14 protein-coding genes and 2 tRNA genes are annotated in these 16,759 nt (G+C 51.5%); 14 read left to right on the forward strand and 2 right to left on the reverse strand.

Going from position 1 to position 16,759, the window contains the following annotated elements; genetic code table 11:
* From lpxK to epsC, 6 genes are all read left to right on the forward strand, one after another.
* Entirely contained in the window at positions 1-1,191 is a 1,191-nt protein-coding gene (lpxK, locus tag BLU97_RS13765; RefSeq protein WP_139209043.1) for a tetraacyldisaccharide 4'-kinase, read from the forward strand.
* Positions 1,076-1,948: a purine-nucleoside phosphorylase gene (locus BLU97_RS13770; protein WP_051611907.1), complete on the forward strand. Its 873-nt coding sequence runs from the start codon at positions 1,076-1,078 to the stop codon at positions 1,946-1,948. The genes lpxK and BLU97_RS13770 overlap by 116 nt, the downstream gene beginning before the upstream one ends.
* Positions 1,939-3,003 (forward strand): thiamine-phosphate kinase, encoded by a 1,065-nt coding sequence (thiL, locus tag BLU97_RS13775; protein ID WP_074762055.1) that lies wholly within the window; start codon positions 1,939-1,941, stop codon positions 3,001-3,003. Before BLU97_RS13770 ends, thiL begins: the two co-directional genes overlap by 10 nt.
* 110 nt (positions 3,004-3,113) lie before the next feature.
* Positions 3,114-3,186 (forward strand) — tRNA-Phe (locus BLU97_RS13780).
* Between the two features lie 91 nt (positions 3,187-3,277).
* Positions 3,278-4,105: a type II pantothenate kinase gene (coaW, locus tag BLU97_RS13785; RefSeq protein ID WP_013064480.1), complete on the forward strand. Its 828-nt coding sequence runs from the start codon at positions 3,278-3,280 to the stop codon at positions 4,103-4,105.
* 17 nt (positions 4,106-4,122) lie between these two features.
* The gene (gene epsC / locus BLU97_RS13790; RefSeq protein WP_074762056.1) at positions 4,123-5,043 is read left to right on the forward strand and encodes a serine O-acetyltransferase EpsC; all 921 of its coding nucleotides are present in this window, start codon (positions 4,123-4,125) and stop codon (positions 5,041-5,043) included.
* 13 nt (positions 5,044-5,056) lie between these two features.
* Here epsC and BLU97_RS13795 read toward each other — a convergent pair whose 3' ends face one another.
* Both BLU97_RS13795 and BLU97_RS13800 read right to left on the reverse strand, forming a co-directional pair.
* Positions 5,057-6,334: an MFS transporter gene (locus tag BLU97_RS13795; RefSeq protein WP_074762057.1), complete on the reverse strand. Its 1,278-nt coding sequence runs from the start codon at positions 6,332-6,334 to the stop codon at positions 5,057-5,059.
* A gap of 34 nt (positions 6,335-6,368) precedes the next feature.
* Positions 6,369-10,043 (reverse strand): DUF4922 domain-containing protein, encoded by a 3,675-nt coding sequence (locus tag BLU97_RS13800; RefSeq protein ID WP_074762058.1) that lies wholly within the window; start codon positions 10,041-10,043, stop codon positions 6,369-6,371.
* A 101-nt stretch (positions 10,044-10,144) separates the two neighbouring features.
* On the opposite strand from BLU97_RS13800, the gene rlmN reads away from it, so the two are divergent.
* The 8 genes from rlmN (at position 10,145) to BLU97_RS13840 (ending at position 16,469) form a co-directional block, all read left to right on the forward strand.
* On the forward strand, positions 10,145-11,182 hold the full coding sequence (gene rlmN / locus BLU97_RS13805) for a 23S rRNA (adenine(2503)-C(2))-methyltransferase RlmN (protein ID WP_074762059.1): 1,038 nt from the start codon (positions 10,145-10,147) through the stop codon (positions 11,180-11,182).
* A complete protein-coding gene (locus BLU97_RS13810) occupies positions 11,175-12,209 on the forward strand; it encodes a PdxA family protein (protein ID WP_074762060.1) in 1,035 nt (344 codons plus the stop codon). Before rlmN ends, BLU97_RS13810 begins: the two co-directional genes overlap by 8 nt.
* 20 nt (positions 12,210-12,229) lie before the next feature.
* Positions 12,230-13,234: a lysylphosphatidylglycerol synthase transmembrane domain-containing protein gene (locus tag BLU97_RS13815; RefSeq protein WP_074762061.1), complete on the forward strand. Its 1,005-nt coding sequence runs from the start codon at positions 12,230-12,232 to the stop codon at positions 13,232-13,234.
* 64 nt (positions 13,235-13,298) lie between these two features.
* Positions 13,299-14,540: a sigma-54 interaction domain-containing protein gene (locus tag BLU97_RS13820; protein ID WP_074762062.1), complete on the forward strand. Its 1,242-nt coding sequence runs from the start codon at positions 13,299-13,301 to the stop codon at positions 14,538-14,540.
* Positions 14,524-15,042 (forward strand): LptE family protein, encoded by a 519-nt coding sequence (gene lptE / locus BLU97_RS13825; RefSeq protein ID WP_074762063.1) that lies wholly within the window; start codon positions 14,524-14,526, stop codon positions 15,040-15,042. The genes BLU97_RS13820 and lptE overlap by 17 nt, the downstream gene beginning before the upstream one ends.
* Positions 15,043-15,065: 23 nt before the next feature.
* Complete coding sequence (locus BLU97_RS13830) at positions 15,066-15,842, forward strand: tetratricopeptide repeat protein (RefSeq protein ID WP_074762064.1); 777 nt, start codon at positions 15,066-15,068, stop codon at positions 15,840-15,842.
* Positions 15,843-15,846: 4 nt separating this feature from the next.
* Entirely contained in the window at positions 15,847-16,227 is a 381-nt protein-coding gene (gene secG, locus BLU97_RS13835; protein ID WP_074762065.1) for a preprotein translocase subunit SecG, read from the forward strand.
* A gap of 159 nt (positions 16,228-16,386) precedes the next feature.
* Positions 16,387-16,469, forward strand: a tRNA-Tyr gene (locus BLU97_RS13840).
* Positions 16,470-16,759 lie beyond the last annotated feature (290 nt).

Raw genomic sequence — 16,759 nt, forward strand, 5'->3', positions numbered from 1 at the left:
ATAGTTTTGGAAGGCGATTTCATCAAAATCAATAATAAGCTGCTGGGCCTGGCTTGGTTCTATGGTCTGGGCGTGGGTATCAGGAATCTGCTGTTCGAGATGGGCATCTTGAAGAGCCGTTCCTTCAGTACCCCCGTTATCTCTGTGGGCAATATCACTGTGGGGGGCACAGGAAAAACCCCACATGTTGAGTATCTCATCCGGTTGCTTAAGGGTAAACATAACGTAGCTGTGCTCAGTCGTGGCTACAAGCGTAAAAGCAGCGGGTTTGTGCTCTCCGATAAGGATACCCCCATGCCCATGATTGGCGACGAGCCATTCCAGATGAAACAGAAGTTCCCCGATATCACTGTGGCTGTCGATCGCAAGCGCACCCGTGGTATCAGCAAGCTCACTGCCGACGAGAGCGGGCTGGATATCGATGTGGTACTGCTCGACGATGCTTTCCAGCACCGTTATGTCAAGCCCGGCATCAATATCCTGCTGGTTGACTACCATCGCCTGGTTATCTACGATCGCCTGCTGCCTGCAGGTCGTTTGCGCGAACCCGTCAAGGCCAAGGATAGGGCCGATATCGTGATTATCACCAAGTGTCCCAAGGATCTCAAACCCATGGAATTCCGTGTCATCACCAAGGCTATGAATCTGTATCCCTATCAGCAGCTGTTCTTCTCAACCTTAGAGTACGATGCCCCGCGCCCCGTGTTTACCAACGAGCCCAATATGGCTCCTGTAGATAGTTTAGAGGCGCTCGCAGGCAAAAATATTCTGCTCCTCACAGGCATTGCCTCGCCCGAGCAGTTGATGCACGATCTGCAGCAGTATCACTCGCAGATTACCCCTCTCACCTTTGGCGATCATCACGACTTTAAACGTAAGGATATCCAGGCCATCAACGAGGCCTTTGCCCAGCTGCCCGAACCGCGACTGGTGCTCACCACCGAGAAGGATGCCACGCGCCTGATGGTGGTTGATGGACTTACCGACGACGTGAAGCGCCATCTTTATGCGTTACCGCTGCGTATTGCTATCATGCAAGGCCAGCAGAAAGAGTTTAATCAAAAAATAATAGGATATGTATACAAAAATTCAAGAAACAGCATCCTGGTTAAAAGAAAGGATGACCACAAGTCCCAAAACAGCGATAGTACTGGGGACAGGCCTCGGACAATTAGCTTCAGAAATAACTGATACTTACGAGTTTCCTTATCAAGATATTCCCAATTTCCCTGTGTCAACCGTCGAGGGTCACAAGGGTAAGCTCATCTTTGGTAAGTTAGGCGGTGTTGACATCATGGCCATGCAGGGCCGTTTCCACTTCTACGAGGGCTACTCTATGAAGGATGTCACCTTCCCCGTTCGCGTCATGTACGAGCTGGGCATCACCACCCTGTATGTGTCAAACGCAGCAGGCGGTATGAACCCCCAGTTTAAGATTGGCGACCTGATGATTATCACCGATCATATCAACCTCTTCCCCGAGCATCCGCTGCGTGGTAAGAACTTCCCCACAGGTCCCCGATTCCCGGATATGCACGAGACCTACGATCACAACCTCATTGCCGAGGCCGACAGTATCGCCAAGGATCTGGATATCCCCGTGCAGCATGGTGTGTATGTAGGCGTTCAGGGCCCTACCTTCGAGACCCCTGCCGAATATAAGATGTATCGCATTTTTGGTGGCGACGCCGTAGGTATGAGTACCGTACCCGAGGTGATTGTGGCTCACCACTGTGGCATTAAAACCTTTGGTATCTCGGTCATCACCGACCTGGGTGGCTTCGATGTGCCTGTCGAGGTTAGTCACGAGGAGGTGCAGGAGGCTGCCAACATGGCACAGCCTAAGATGACTGCCATTATGCGCGAGATGATTATCCGAGCCGAGCGTATCCAGGCTCACAACCAAGATAAGTTTAATACCGATCACCCAACTGAAGGATGGAAATAGCAAAATTAGGAGAATTCGGTCTCATCGACCGTTTAACAAAAGATATTGAAATCAAGAACGCCAGCACCGTAAAAGGTATTGGCGATGATTGCGCCGTACTCAGCTACCCCGATAAGCAGGTTCTCGTTACCACCGATATGCTGATGGAGGGCGTACACTTCGACCTTACTTATATCGACCTCAAGCACCTGGGCTACAAGTCGGCCATGGTGAACATCAGCGATATCTTCGCCATGAATGGCACACCCCGTCAGCTCACCGTCTCGCTTGCCATCAGCAAGCGTTTCAGTGTCGAGGATATCGAAGAGTTCTACAGCGGTCTGCGCCTGGCTTGCGAAAAGTGGAATGTAGATGTGGTAGGTGGCGACACCACCTCGTCGTATACCGGCATGGCCATCAGCATCACCTGTATTGGCGAGGCTGCCAAGGAGGACATTGTGTACCGCAACGGCGCTAAGGACACCGACCTGGTGTGTGTCAGTGGCGATTTGGGCGCAGCCTATATGGGCCTGCAGCTCCTTGAGCGCGAAAAGAGCGTTTACTACCAGCAGGTAGAGGAGGCACGTAAAAAGAATGATAAGCGCGCTCTCGAAGAGCTGTCGCACTTCCAGCCCGATTTCAGCGGTAAGGAGTATCTGTTGCAGCGCCAGTTGCAGACCGAGGCTCGTGGCGATATCATCCAGAAGCTGCGCGAGGCAGGCATCCGTCCTACCGCTATGATGGATATCAGCGATGGCCTCTCAAGCGAGCTCATGCACATCTGCAAGCAGAGTGGGGTAGGCTGCCGTATCTACGAAAAGAATATTCCTATCGACTATCAGACAGCCGTTATGGCCGAAGAGATGAACATGAACGTTACTACTTGCGCCATGAATGGTGGCGAGGATTACGAATTATTGTTCACCGTGCCCATCGGCGATCACGAGAAGATTCAGCAGATTGATGGCATTAAGCTCATTGGTCACATTACCGACGCAAAATTCGGTCAAATTCTCGTAACCCGTGATAATCAGGAGTTTGCGTTAAAAGCGCAAGGCTGGAACCCGTTATCTTAGCAAATTTATTTGTTAAAAGGTGTTTAAAAGTTTGGCGGGTTCAAAAAATAGTCGTACCTTTGCACCCGCAAAACAACGAAAGGATGTTTGCAAAACGAATTTGAAATGTTGGTGCCTTAGCTCAGTTGGTAGAGCATCGGACTGAAAATCCGTGTGTCCCCGGTTCGATTCCTGGAGGTACCACTCCTCCTTTCATTAGCCCGGTCTTGCAGTAATGCAGCCGGGTTTTTTCGTATTTAATGGTCAATGTTCAATTTTCAATCTTCAATGTAATATGGGAATTGTAATTGGTATCGATGTTGGTATTTCAACTACAAAGATTGTTGGAATCAAGAATGGCAAGGTGTCAGCTCCAATCAGTATCACCGCTGCCGATCCTATCACGTCACTTTTTGGTGCCTTTGGCAAGTATCTGCACGATAATGATATCAATCTGCAGGATGTCGATCAGGTCATGCTCACAGGCGTAGGTGCTGCTTATATCGATCAGCCCATCTACGGCTTGCCCACGGCCAAGAGTCAGGAGTTCGTTGCCGATGGCCTGGGTGCCCGTTTCGAGTCGAAGCTCGATCATACCATTGTGGTGTCAATGGGTACAGGTACCTCGTTTGTGCGCTGCGATGGCAACGATATGCGTCATATAGGCGGTATTGGTGTGGGTGGTGGAACCTTGGCAGGCTTAGCCCGCATTATGCTTAACACCAGCGATATCAAGCAGGTGGCCACCATGGCCAAGCACGGCAATATTCGTAATATCGACTTGACTATTGGCGATATCAGTGCCATTCCTGTGCCAGGACTTACGATGGACACCACGGCCAGTAACTTTGCCAACGCCCAGAGCGATGCGTCAAAGGAGGATATTGCAGCAGGCTTGATTCACATGGTACTGCAGTCGATAGGTTCAGCCGCCTGGCTCGCCTCTATTGGCAGCGATATACGCGATTTTGTGCTCATCGGCAACCTCTCACTGCTTCCCCAGTGTAAAGAGGTGTTCCCCGCCCTGGAAACGCTTTACAACATCCGTTTCCACATCCCCAAGTACTCACAGTACTGCACCGCCATCGGCGCCGCCCTTGATTACACCGCAAACCATAAATAATTATATTTATATATAGTATGGACAAGACAAAGATAAACGAGACATTGCGCAGGAATGTGGCGCTGCTGTCGAAGCAATCGGAAAGAGAGCTGGGTATGATGCCAGCCACGGTGGCACCGCTGCCATCGGTAGAGCAGGTGAAGCGTATCGTAACGTTGGTAAAGAGCATTATCTTTCCTGATTATTTTGAAAAGCGACAGCCCGATGAGGCTATCCGCGCCTATCATATAGGTGTGTGGATGGAGGAGTTGACAACACTGCTCACCAAGCAGATTGCCCACGGACTGCAGTTCTGTGAGGACTGTGAGGCTAACAGCACCAAAGCCGAGGTATATGGCATAGCCGAGGAGAAGACACTGGCATTTATTGATGCGCTGCCCGAGATTAAACGTCTGCTTTATACCGACATACAGGCGATGTTTGATAACGACCCTGCTGCACCTAACTTTGGCGAGGTGATATTCTGCTACCCATCGATGAACACGATGACGCACTATCGCATAGCACATAAGTTGCACGAGCTGCAGGTGCCTGTCATCCCACGTATCATTACCGAGCAGGCACACAGCAAAACGGGTATCGACATTCACCCAGGCGCCACGATTGGCGAGTACTTTGCCATCGACCATGGTACGGGTGTGGTTATCGGCGAAACAGCCATCATTGGCAACCACGTAACGCTGTATCAGGGTGTAACACTGGGTGCCAAGAGTTTTAAGTACGACGAGAACGGAAACATGCTGAACATACCTCGCCACCCGATACTGGAGGACAACGTAACGGTATATTCGAATGCCTCGATCCTTGGACGTATCACCATCGGCCATCATTCGGTGATAGGTGGTAACATCTGGGTAACTCACAGCGTGCCGCCTTACTCGCGCATCCAGCAGAGTAAAGCTGTGGATGTGGCTTTTCAGGATGGAGCCGGGATATAAAAAAAGAGAGCGCTTAGGCGTTCTCTTTTTTCTTTTTTCCGAAGTCAGGGTCAATCTGTAGCAGACTGGCTACGATGTAGGTCATCACGCAGCAGACGACCACTATTACGAAGAAGGCTCGATAACCTACAGCCTCCTGCAGGGCGCCGGCAAACAAGCCTGGTATCATCATCGACAGGGCCATGAAAGCGGTACACAGCGCATAGTGGGCCGTTTTGTGCTCGCCCTGACTATAATAGATAAGGTATAGCATATAGGCCGAGAAACCAAAACCATAACCAAACTGCTCTAAGAAAATACAGATATTAATGACGAGCAGACTGGATGGCAGGGCGCACGAGAGATACACGTAAACCAGATCGGGGATGGTGATGGCCATCACCATCGGCCAGAGCCAACGCTTAAGACCATCGCGACTGGCAGCAATACCGCCCAGGATACCACCCAAGGTAAGACCGATAACACCTACGGTGCCTTGTACCATACCAAACTCTACATCGCTCAGGCCCAGTCCGCCATTGGCCATCTTGTCCACCAGGAACAGGGCCGATACCTTGGCCAGCAGTCCCTCTGGCATACGGTAGAACAGCATGAAGCAGATGCCTACCCATACCTGTGGTTTCTGGAAGAAGGTTACCAGGGTGTTCCAAAACTCGCTGATGATATCGGCAGCGGTCTTCTGTACACGATGGGCATCCTCGGTGGGGCGGGGCAGTGCCCAGCTGTGGTAGAGCCACAGGGCGATGAACAAGCCGGCAATGAGATAGAACACCAGGCTCCAGGCATAGCTGATGCTACGGGTGAGCACCTGCAGCACACCTGCCAAACCTACAAGTAAGCCCGACGAGAAAATGGTGGCTATACGATAGAACGTGGAACGAATGCCCACAAAATAGGCCTGCTCGTGTTGCTCAAGTCCCAGCATGTAAAAACCATCGGCAGCAATATCGTGGGTGGCGCTGCTAAAAGCCAACAGCCAGAAGAAGCTGAGCGAGCCTTGCAGCCACAGCGGACCGGGGATGGTGAATGCCACACCTGCCAAGGCGGCAGCTATCAGCACCTGCATGGCCAGTATCCACCAACGCTTGGTGCGTAGCATATCAACAAACGGGCTCCAAAGGGGCTTGATAACCCAAGGCAGATAGAGCCACGAGGTGTACAGGGTGATGTCGGTATTCGACAAACCAAGGCGCTTGTAGATGATAACCGAGATGGTCATCACTGCTACGTAGGGAACGCCCTCTGCGAAATATAAGGTGGGCACCCAGGCCCAAGGATTCTTATTTTTCATTTTTCATTGAACATTGAACATTGACCATTGAACATTAATCGTAGAGGCGCTTGATTTGGGCACCGCGATAGTAGAACAGTAGGATATCATCGTAGGGGTGGCCTTGCTCGCCCATTACAGCGGCACCTATCTGGCACAGACCAACACCGTGGCCCCAGCCCTTGCCGTGTAAGATGAATTTATCACCATCCTTCTCTACATCAAAGGCTGATGAGTAGAGGTGGCTTTCGCTGAGGGCACGGCGGATCTCCAACTCCTTACCGATGGTGAGGGTTTTCTTGGTACCTACAATCTTGAGTTTCCAGATACGACCGCTCTTGCCACGCTCAACGGGGATAAGGTCGGTAATAGTACCAAAGTCGTCCTTTAGCTTGCGGTTTACCAACTCCGACAGTTCCTGCTGGGTGTAGCTTACCGTCCAACGATAGAAATCGGGGGTTTCCTGATCGAAATCGTTGAGCACCTGCGAGAGGATGTGCTTATCGTTGGTGTTACAGTAAGGATCGTGGAACGATACCAGATAGGGCTTGGGGGTGTTCTCCCAGCAGTACTGGAACTCCTCGGTCTCGCCTCCGCAGCACTTTGAGAAACGGGCATCACAAATCTCATCGCCATACATCAGCACCTGTCCGCGAGTCTGGCTGATAGCCTCCTCAACATGGGTGTTGTTGGCGCGGGTAATGCCCTGATAGCGCTGGCAGTGGTCGTCGGCACACACATCAAAAATAGTATGATCTTCGCGATCGTACCAGCGGATAAACTCCTGATCGCTCTTGGTGAACGAGAAGAAGTTGTCGCCACCGCTCTCGTGCTGCTTGCGCTTCTCAATCTGTGCCAACAGCCATGAACGCGAGATAACAGCGTGGGCCTTGAGGAACTCTACACTCGAGGTGCTGCTCATCTCGCTCGAAATCACGCTGGTAAGGTATTTCTCTACGGGCAACTCGTTGATGGCCACAATCTTATCGGCCTCGACCACAATGCGCAGGGTGCCCTCGAAGGTCTGTGTTTCCTTGCGCTCCCAGTGGAAGTTAACGCCAATAGTTACATCGTTGAGCGAGAACGAGGCATCGTCGGTTTGTGGGGTGAACGTGAGGTTACGATACTGGTTGCCACGCCACAGGATACCGCCATCGCTGAACTCAACTACCTGGTCGCCGGTAATCACCTCGCCCTTGGCCATGTAAGGCTTGTTAAGGCTGAACGATATCTTTTCGCCACTGACGATACCCACGGTAACGTTTGGCTCCTTTTTCATTGAACATTGACCATTGACCATTGAATTTTGGGTGGCTTGCAGCTTATTGATCACCTGCTGGAGCTGGTCGGCCGGCAGCGATACCTCGTTCAAGATACCCAGGGCTATCTCGGGGGTAAGGCGATCGAAATCCTCCTTACGTGGGGTAACAATGAAACCTGCCATATCCAGGGCGCCTGGCGAAATGATATACTGCTCGCAGCCTTCCTTGTAATAGCAGTCGGGACGATGCTTTTCGCGTGGGAATACTACCGAATAGTAGTCGGTATCGTGTCGCCAGCTGACGATGTTGAGCATAGGCTCGGGCTCGCCCTCCTTAATGGGCAGCGACTCGTACAAACGACGGAACAGCTGTTCGTCGCCATACTGCGTTTTGCTGTGGATGAGCAAGGCTGGGCAGGGATACTCCTCGATGAGCGAGATGCCCTCCTCGTTATTCAGATTCAGGATGGGCTTCAAACTGCGCGACAATCGGCCCCAGGCCATCTGCAGGGGTAACACGCCCGATGTACCACCCTGGAAGTGGGCGTGATCGGGAGCCGAAGCACCGCACTTAGGTCCGTTATAGAATACCATCATCTGTGGGTACTCGGTCAGCAGCTTATGAATCTCGCCATAGGCATTACGAATCAGCTGTGGCTCGTGCTTAACCGATGGGATGGTAAAGTGGATGGGCAGGATGGGGAAGGGGTTGACCAGCAGGTCGAACTGTCCGTCGATAGATTTCTTGACCTGCTCCTTGGGGCGATTCTGCTCGCACAGGAAACAGGGGCGCTCGGCCAGTGTCTGCTTGTCGATCTTTGCACCTGTAGATACGATACGGGCAGGGTTATACTGCACCTTCATAGTCGAGGTGCCTACCGACAACTCTCGGGTCTTCACATTGCGCAGGTCGTGATAGCGCCTGCGGGCATCGTCCCACTTCTCAAGCTGGCGATTGAAGAATCGCATCAATGGCGAGTCGTTCAGCATTTCCTGCTTGCCCTGCAGCATCTGCTGGCGCGCCATAATCTCTAACGAGCGCAACTGGTCCTTATACAGGTTGTTGGCATTTACCTTTTCGATAGAGAGGGCAGCATCGCTGTTGCCACCCCAGCGGCGACAGAGATAAAGTTCGCTGAAGATACGGCCGATACGGTAGTGGCGCGAGAAAATCAGGCCCAACGCATAATCCTCGCCATACGAGGTGTTAGGGAATCCTACCTGGCGCAGCAGTGGGGTAAAGAAGGCGCGTGGCGCACCCAGACCATTGATACGCAGCGCATTGTTGGCACCGTTCTCATCCGTCCACTCGGCGTGGTCGATCAGTCCTGGTGGCAGGGTGTTCAGGTCGAAGTCGCACATGCGATACGAACCAATCACCATGGCGGCATTCTGCTTGTAGAAGGTATCTACAATCTGCTGCAGGGTTTTGGGCGACGAGTACAGGTCGTCGCTATCCAGCTGCACGGCAAAACGTCCGCAACGGTCGTCGTGGATAGCCGTGTTCCAGCAGCCTCCAATACCCAGGTCGTTACGCTCGGGGATGATATGGATGAGTCGCTCGTCGTGGAAACCACGCAGCAATTCGGTCGTCTTATCGGTAGAGTGGTTGTCAACCACAATCACATTATACTTAAACTTGGTTTTCTGACTCAGGGCGCTGTTCACGGCATCGCAGATGGTTTTCTCGCGATTGTAAACAGGAATCACCACCGATGCCTCTACATCAAACTCCTGCTCATTGAAGTCGGGACGACGATAGAACGTAGGGTCGATCTTGGCGCCGATGGCAGCCAGGTGGGCGGTAGCTGCATGTTCCATCTCAATCTGCACTTCGCGATTGCGTGGGTTCACATAGTCGAACTGCTTCTCGCCCGAGGCACGGGTGTCGGTCTCCTGCTCGGTATAAAGCTTCTCGTTAATGTGGAAGATGCGACCCTTACGACTCAGGAACAGGCGCAGGGCATAAACAGCGGCATACTGGTAGGGATGCTCGTTGCACTGCATGGTAAAGCAGTGCAGCAAACTGGTTTTAACCAGGATGAGCGAGCCCAGATCAAAATCGTCGCGGATACTACCTATCTGATAGTCGATAACAGGGTGTGGCTGCAGCTTGCCATCAATCAGGTCGTTGTGGTCGGCATAGATCATGGCAGCATCCGAATCAGATGCGATACGCAGCATGCGATCGAGTGTGCCCTTAGGCATCTGTATCTGTCGTGGACGAATCTGCAACAGGGCGTAATCGGCCTTGGCGTGTTCTGAAATAGCCTGTAGGGTGGTGCTGCTTGTCAGGTCGTTAACTACTATTTGCTCGCAATCGCCCAGGGCCTCGTCGGTGGCCCCAAGGGGTTGGTTTACCAGCAAACAGATATGTTGAATAGTCTTGCTACCCTTGATTTGCGCTACCAATTGGCGTGCTGTCTCAAGGTCATTGCAAGGCAAAAAACAGTCAATTTTTTCTCTCATTACGTGTAATTAGTGATTTATAAAGCGCAAAATTCGTAATATTTTCCGAGAAAACCAAATAATTCAAGAAAATTTTCTACCTTTGCACCCAAAAAGTAAAGATGTACGACGAAAAGAAGGTATTATTAGGCATGCAGCCTGGCGAATTGCAGCAGGTGGTAACCGAACTGGGAATGCCCAAGTTTACGGCTGCACAGATTGCCAAGTGGCTCTACCAGCAGCATGTTGGTAGCATTGCCGATATGACCAACCTGTCGAAGGCAAACCGTGAAAAACTGTCCGAACAGTACGAGGTGGGCTATATGGCGCCCATCGACTGTCAGCGTTCGGTGGATGGAACCATCAAATATCTGTTCCCAACCCGTAGTGGTAAGTTTGTAGAGACGGTATATATTCCCGATCATGATCGTGCCACGCTGTGTGTATCGTGCCAGGTGGGTTGTAAAATGAATTGCTTGTTCTGTCAGACTGGTAAACAGGGTTTCGAGGGCAGTCTGACGGCTGCTGACATCCTGAACCAGATATATGCGCTGCCCGAGCGCGACACACTCACCAATATTGTGTTTATGGGTCAGGGCGAGCCCATGGATAACCTCGATGCTATCCTGCAGGCCACCCAGGTGCTGACTGCCGATTGGGGCTATGCCTGGAGTCCGCGCCGCATCACCGTATCAAGTGTGGGCGTGAAGAACAAGCTGAAGCGTTTCCTCGACGAGAGCGAGTGTCACGTGGCAATATCCATGCACTCGCCATTGCCCGAACAGCGCCAGATGCTGATGCCTGCCGAGAAGCAGATGTCGATTACCGAGGTGGTCGATCTGCTGAAGCAGTACGACTTCTCGCACCAGCGCCGTTGTTCGTTCGAGTACATCTGCTTTGCCGGACTGAACGACACCACCATGCATGCCCGCGAGATTGTGAAGCTGGTGCGTGGATTGGACTGTCGTGTGAACTTGATTCGATTCCACGAGATACCTGGTGTGGATTTGCCTGGTGCCGACGAGAAGCGCATGGAAGCCCTGCGCGATTATCTCACCGCCCACGGTGTGTTTACCACCATCCGCGCCAGTCGTGGACAAGATATTTTTGCCGCTTGCGGCCTGTTATCAACCGCCAAAAAACAACAAGAAAATGGATAAGAAAATTCGCGTGGCCATCACGCATGGCGACACCAACGGCATTGGTTATGAGGTGATTCTTCGTGCTTTCGAAGACCCCATGATGCTGGATATGTGCACCCCTGTTATCTATGGTTCGCCTAAAGCCGCAGCCTTCCATCGTAAGGCTATGGAGATAGAAACCCAGTATAGCATTATTAACGACGCTGCCGAGGCCAAGGACGGGCGTGTGAACCTGCTGGCTGCCTACGACGAGGAGGTGAAGGTGGAGTTCGGACAGCCCACCGACGAGTCGGATAAGGCTGCCAAGGCTGTGATGCAGCGCGTCAAAGAGGATATGCAGAAGCACCTGTTTGATGTGCTGGTGCTTGGCCCTGTGGTGCCAAATGCCAATCCCAACCGCGACGAAAAGCCGCTCACCATCATGCTCAGCGAGCGTATCCGTATCGGCTTGCTTACCAACCATCTGCCTATCAAGGAGGTGGCTCAGAGCATCAGTGTTGAGAAAATCGTTGAGAAGGGCACCATCTTCTTCAAGAGTCTGAAGCGTGATTTCCGTGTAAACAATCCCCGTATCGCCGTGCTGGCACTGAATCCACAGCCAGGCATCGAGGAGGAGCAGATCATCGCTCCTGCCATTGCCGAACTGGAGAAGCAGAACATGATGGCCTTTGGTCCTTATGCGGCCGAGGAGTTCTTTGCCAACAACCAGTACGAGCAGTTTGATGGTGTGCTGGCCATGTACGACGATCAGGGCACACTGCCATTCAATGCGCTGGCCACCGAGTATGGCGTTAAGCTGAAGGCTGGCATGACGGCCATCTGCACCACTGCCGTTCACGGTCCTGAGTTCGAGATAGCCGGTAAGGGTATTGCCGATGCCACCTCGTTGCGCCATGCCATCTATACGGCTGTAGATATGTTCCGCCATCGTGCCGAGTACGATGAGCCATTGGCTAATCCGCTGCCAAAGCTGTATCACGAGAAGCGTGAGGATGGCGACAAGGCACGTTTCCAGATGCCTCGTGCTAAGGATATCTTTAAATGAATTCACAAGAAACTAGACAAATGAATAAAAAATATCAGAACGGATTCTTCCTGTTCGGATTATTGGTACTGATTATCATGGCCTCGCAGCTCGACTTCCGTCAGGCTTGGAAGGGCATACAGCATGCGGGCTACTGGTTCGTAGGTGTGCTGGTGCTCTGGGCATTCCTGTATATGATGAACACCGCCTCGTGGTATCTCATTATCAATACCATCGGTAATGAGCAGGGTGTGTGCCGCAAGTGCAAGGTGGGCTTCTGGTGGCTCTATAAGATCACCATCTCGGCCTTTGCCTTGAATTATGCCACCCCAGGTGGACTGATGGGTGGCGAGCCCTACCGCATCATGTCGCTGTCGCCCAAGGTGGGCACCCAGCGTGCCTCATCGTCAGTCATACTCTATGTCATGACGCATATCTATAGTCACTTCTGGTTCTGGTTGCTCAGCGTACCTCTTTATATTATCACGCAGAAGATGACGCCGCTGACCTACATCCTGCTGCCAATCATTGCAGGTGTGGCTTCGTTGGCCATCTGGTTCTTCCTGCGTGGCTATAAGCGAGGCATCGCCATGACGGGTATGACCATCCTGAGTCATTTCCCCATGGTCAAGAAGTGGGCAGGTCCCTTTATCGAGCGCAACCGTGAGAAACTGGCCGAGGTGGATCAGCAGATTGCTGCCCTGCACAACCAGAACCCGCGTACGTTTAAGCTGGCTGTGGTGCTCGAGTTGCTGTGCCGTTTGGCCTCTACGTTCGAAATCTATTTTATCCTACTGGTAATCATGCCTGGGGTAACCATTCCACAGTGTATCCTGATCTACGCTTTCACCACGCTGTTTGCCAATATGCTGTTTTTCATGCCCCTGCAGTTGGGTGGTCGCGAAGGTGGCTTCCTGATGAGTACCGAGGGCTTGAGCATGACGGCTAATGCAGGTATTTTCGTAGCCCTGCTGGTGCGCCTGCGCGAACTGATATGGACGGCTATCGGTCTGCTTTTAATCAAGTTGGATAAGAAAGATAAGTAATAAGCGTTAAAAATCTGCCAAAATTGCAGATGTTTCAGAAAAAATATGTAATTTTGTCAGCTCAATGAAGACTTCCGAACTTCAAAACATCAAACAGCGGTACAATATCGTTGGCAATTGCGACGCATTGAACCACGTGCTCGACGTAGCCTTGCAGGTTGCGCCCACCGACCTCAGTGTACTTATCGTAGGCGAGAGTGGAGTGGGTAAGGAAATCATCCCAAGGGTGATTCACGACAACTCGCCACGCCGACGCGAAAAGTATTTTGCCATTAACTGTGGCTCTATCCCCGAGGGTACCATCGACTCTGAACTCTTTGGACACGTAAAGGGTTCGTACACGGGTGCCATCAACGATTCGCCAGGTTACTTTGGCGTGGCCAACAAGGGTACGCTCTTCCTCGACGAGGTAGGCGAACTGCCTCTGGCCACTCAGGCTCGATTGCTGCGTGTGCTCGAAACAGGTGAGTATATCCCTGTGGGAGGCACCGAGATTCGTAAAACCGATGTGCGTATTGTAGCTGCTACCAATGTGAATATCCGTCAGGCTATCAGTGAGGGTCGCTTCCGCGAAGACCTCTACTATCGCCTCAACTCGATACCCATCCAGATGCCCCCTCTTCGTGAGCGTGGCGAGGATATCATCCTGTTGTTCCGTTTGTTTGCTTTGCAGATGGCCGAGAAATATAAGATGGACCGCGTGGTACTCGACGAGGGTGCCAAGCAGATACTGTTGCACTATAAGTGGCCAGGCAATGTTCGTCAGCTGAAGAATATCACCGAGCAGATCAGTGTGCTCTCGCCCGAACGTACCATCACCGCCCAGGTGCTCAGTCAGTTCATCCCTCAGGATCACGAAACCACACAGCTGGCCCCCATCCATCGCGAGGGTAGTGGCGATCACAGCTTTGAGAACGAACGCGAGATTCTGTATAAGATCCTGTTCGAGCTTCGTGGTAACGTGAACGACATGCGTCGCGAGATGAGTGCGCTGAAAAAGCAGCTCGACGATGTGCAGACAGCATCGCCTGTTGCACCTCAGGTTGAGCATATGCCAGCCACCACATTCCCAACACCAATCACCCAGCATCCAGCACCCGTGGCTTCTGTAGAGGATGCCATCGCCGAGGAGTATATCGAGCCCGAGAAGGAATTCGAGAGTCTGAACCTCAACGACATGGGTAAGCAGATGCTTGAGAAGGCCTTGGAGCGCAACCATGGTAATCGTAAGAAAGCCGCCCAGGAACTGGGTATTAGTGATAGAACCCTTTATCGCAGATTGAAACAGTATGGCTTGGATCAATAAGATAAAAATAATCGTGTTTGTTGCTGCCATCGCAGTTGTAACAAGCTGCTCCGTGAGCTATAAGTTCAACGGTGCCAGCATCGACTATTCGCAGACCAAGACCATCACCATTGCCGAGTTCCCCATCCGCAGTAGCTATGTGTGGGGACCTATGGGCCCGATGTTCAACAATCAGCTCAAGGATCAGTTTGCTAACCACACCCGTTTGGAGCAGGTGAAACGTAATGGCGACCTGAAGATTGAGGGTGAGATTATACGCTACGAACAGCGTAACAAGAGCGTGAGCGCCGAGGGCTATTCGGCTATGACCGAGCTCACCATGACTGTGAACGTACGATTTACGAATAACAAGAACCACAACGAAGATTTTGAGCAGCAGTTTACTGCCTCGCAGAGCTACGAGACCACACAGAGTCTGAACGCCGTGCAGGAGGAACTGGTAACGCTCATGGTCAAGGACCTCTGCGACCAGATCTTCAACCGTACCGTAGCCAACTGGTAATTTAAAGTTAAGATAATAGCGTAATGGAGATTACAGAACTCATTAAGCATCCAGAACAGATGGACCGCGAAACGCTCTACGAGCTGCGTTCGCTGCTGGCTCTGTATCCCTATTTCCAGACGGCCCGCCTGTTGATGCTGCAGAATCTGTATCTGCTGCACGATCCTACATTCGACGAGGAGCTGCGCCGCGCATCGGCCTATATCACCGATCGTCGCGTGCTGTTTCAGATGATCGAGGGACGCCATTACGAGTACCATCCTGTGGCTAAGCCTGCACCTGCAGCAAAACCTGTTCAGCAGTCAGCTGAGCCTGCCGAAGATCGTACCATCTCGCTGATTGATAACTTCCTGGACAGTATCCCCGAGGAGGCCAAGACTGATACACAGAAGCCCAAGCGCAAGCCTACGCCTGCCGATGCCGCTGTGGATTATGTGGCCTACCTGATGGATATCGAGCCTGATGGCGGTCAGGAGATGCCTGGCGAGATGCCAAAAATGTTTGGTCAGGACCTGATCGATTCGTTCATAAATGATGACAAAGGTGGCTTCCAGTTGCGTGAGGTGCCTGAGTACCGTCCTGAGCCCCAGCCAGAGCCTTCTGAGGACGAAAATGGGGTTGAAAGTGAGTACTTTACCGAAACACTGGCACGAATTTATATCAAACAGGGTAGATATTCGAAAGCTTTAGAAATAATTCAGCGATTAAGTTTGCAAATTCCGAAAAAAAATGCTTACTTTGCAGATCAAATACGTTTCTTAGAGAAATTAATAGTAAATAGTAACAAAAAAAATAAATAAAAAAATGTACACATTATTTGTAATTCTCATTGTGGTTGCAGCACTGCTTATGATTGGCATTGTGCTCATCCAGGAGTCAAAGGGAGGCGGTCTGGCTTCTCAGTTCTCAGGTTATAACCAGATTGGCGGTGTTCGTAAAACTACCGACTTTATCGAGAAGGCCACTTGGTTCCTCGCTGGTTTTATGGTACTCGTTAGCGTATGTTGCGCTTATGTAGCTCCACAGGCTGGTGGCGACACCTCTGTGATGGAGAACTATCAGGCTCCTGCTACCAATCCTAACAACCTGCCTGGTTTCGGTGCCAGTCAGCAGAAGGACGCAGCTGCTCCTGCAGCTCCTGCTACCGAGGCTCCCGCTGCTGAGACTCCTGCTGAGAAGAAGTAAAAAACTTCTTTTCGCCTAACAAAAACAATGGAGAGTTTGTCTATGCAAGCTCTCCATTCTTGTTTTTTTAGCTCTTTATGCATTATTTCTAAAATTTCTTGCCCTAAAATTTGCACAGCTCAAAAAATCTTAGTACCTTTGCACCCGCATTTGAGCGATGGGTGTTTTCCAGAGTGGCCAAATGGGGCAGACTGTAAATCTGCTGTCTTTCGACTTCGGTGGTTCGAATCCATCAGCACCCACAAAAAAAAGAGATCTGCAACGCAGGTCTCTTTTTTGTTTCCCTTCCTCCTTCGTCCTTCCTCCTTCGTCCTTCCTCCTTCGTCCTTCCTCCTTCGTCCTTCCTCCTTCGTCCTTCCTCCTTCCTCCTTCCTCGTAACTAATACTCCGTCTTATCTGTCTTCTCAGTCCACAGTCGGAAGGTGTGTAGCGCCTCGTCGCGTAGTAGTGGCACAATGGGCACCGTACGCTTGTCCATGGGGCGTTCCAGCTCCTCGTAGATGAAATCATCGGCAAACTGGATATCTCGGGC

The sequence above is a fragment of the Xylanibacter ruminicola genome (genome assembly GCF_900107775.1).
GTDB lineage: Bacteria > Bacteroidota > Bacteroidia > Bacteroidales > Bacteroidaceae > Prevotella > Prevotella ruminicola_C.

Coding starts and splice junctions, on each gene's coding strand:
- rlmN (WP_074762059.1), top strand. CDS start 10,145: ATGTACGACGAAAAGAAGGTATTATTAGGCATGCAGCCTGGCGAATTG.
- BLU97_RS13810 (WP_074762060.1), top strand. CDS start 11,175: ATGGATAAGAAAATTCGCGTGGCCATCACGCATGGCGACACCAACGGC.
- BLU97_RS13815 (WP_074762061.1), top strand. CDS start 12,230: ATGAATAAAAAATATCAGAACGGATTCTTCCTGTTCGGATTATTGGTA.
- coaW (WP_013064480.1), top strand. CDS start 3,278: ATGGGAATTGTAATTGGTATCGATGTTGGTATTTCAACTACAAAGATT.
- thiL (WP_074762055.1), top strand. CDS start 1,939: ATGGAAATAGCAAAATTAGGAGAATTCGGTCTCATCGACCGTTTAACA.
- lptE (WP_074762063.1), top strand. CDS start 14,524: ATGGCTTGGATCAATAAGATAAAAATAATCGTGTTTGTTGCTGCCATC.
- secG (WP_074762065.1), top strand. CDS start 15,847: ATGTACACATTATTTGTAATTCTCATTGTGGTTGCAGCACTGCTTATG.
- BLU97_RS13770 (WP_051611907.1), top strand. CDS start 1,076: ATGTATACAAAAATTCAAGAAACAGCATCCTGGTTAAAAGAAAGGATG.
- BLU97_RS13820 (WP_074762062.1), top strand. CDS start 13,299: ATGAAGACTTCCGAACTTCAAAACATCAAACAGCGGTACAATATCGTT.
- BLU97_RS13795 (WP_074762057.1), bottom strand. CDS start 6,334: ATGAAAAATAAGAATCCTTGGGCCTGGGTGCCCACCTTATATTTCGCA.
- epsC (WP_074762056.1), top strand. CDS start 4,123: ATGGACAAGACAAAGATAAACGAGACATTGCGCAGGAATGTGGCGCTG.
- BLU97_RS13830 (WP_074762064.1), top strand. CDS start 15,066: ATGGAGATTACAGAACTCATTAAGCATCCAGAACAGATGGACCGCGAA.
- BLU97_RS13800 (WP_074762058.1), bottom strand. CDS start 10,043: ATGAGAGAAAAAATTGACTGTTTTTTGCCTTGCAATGACCTTGAGACA.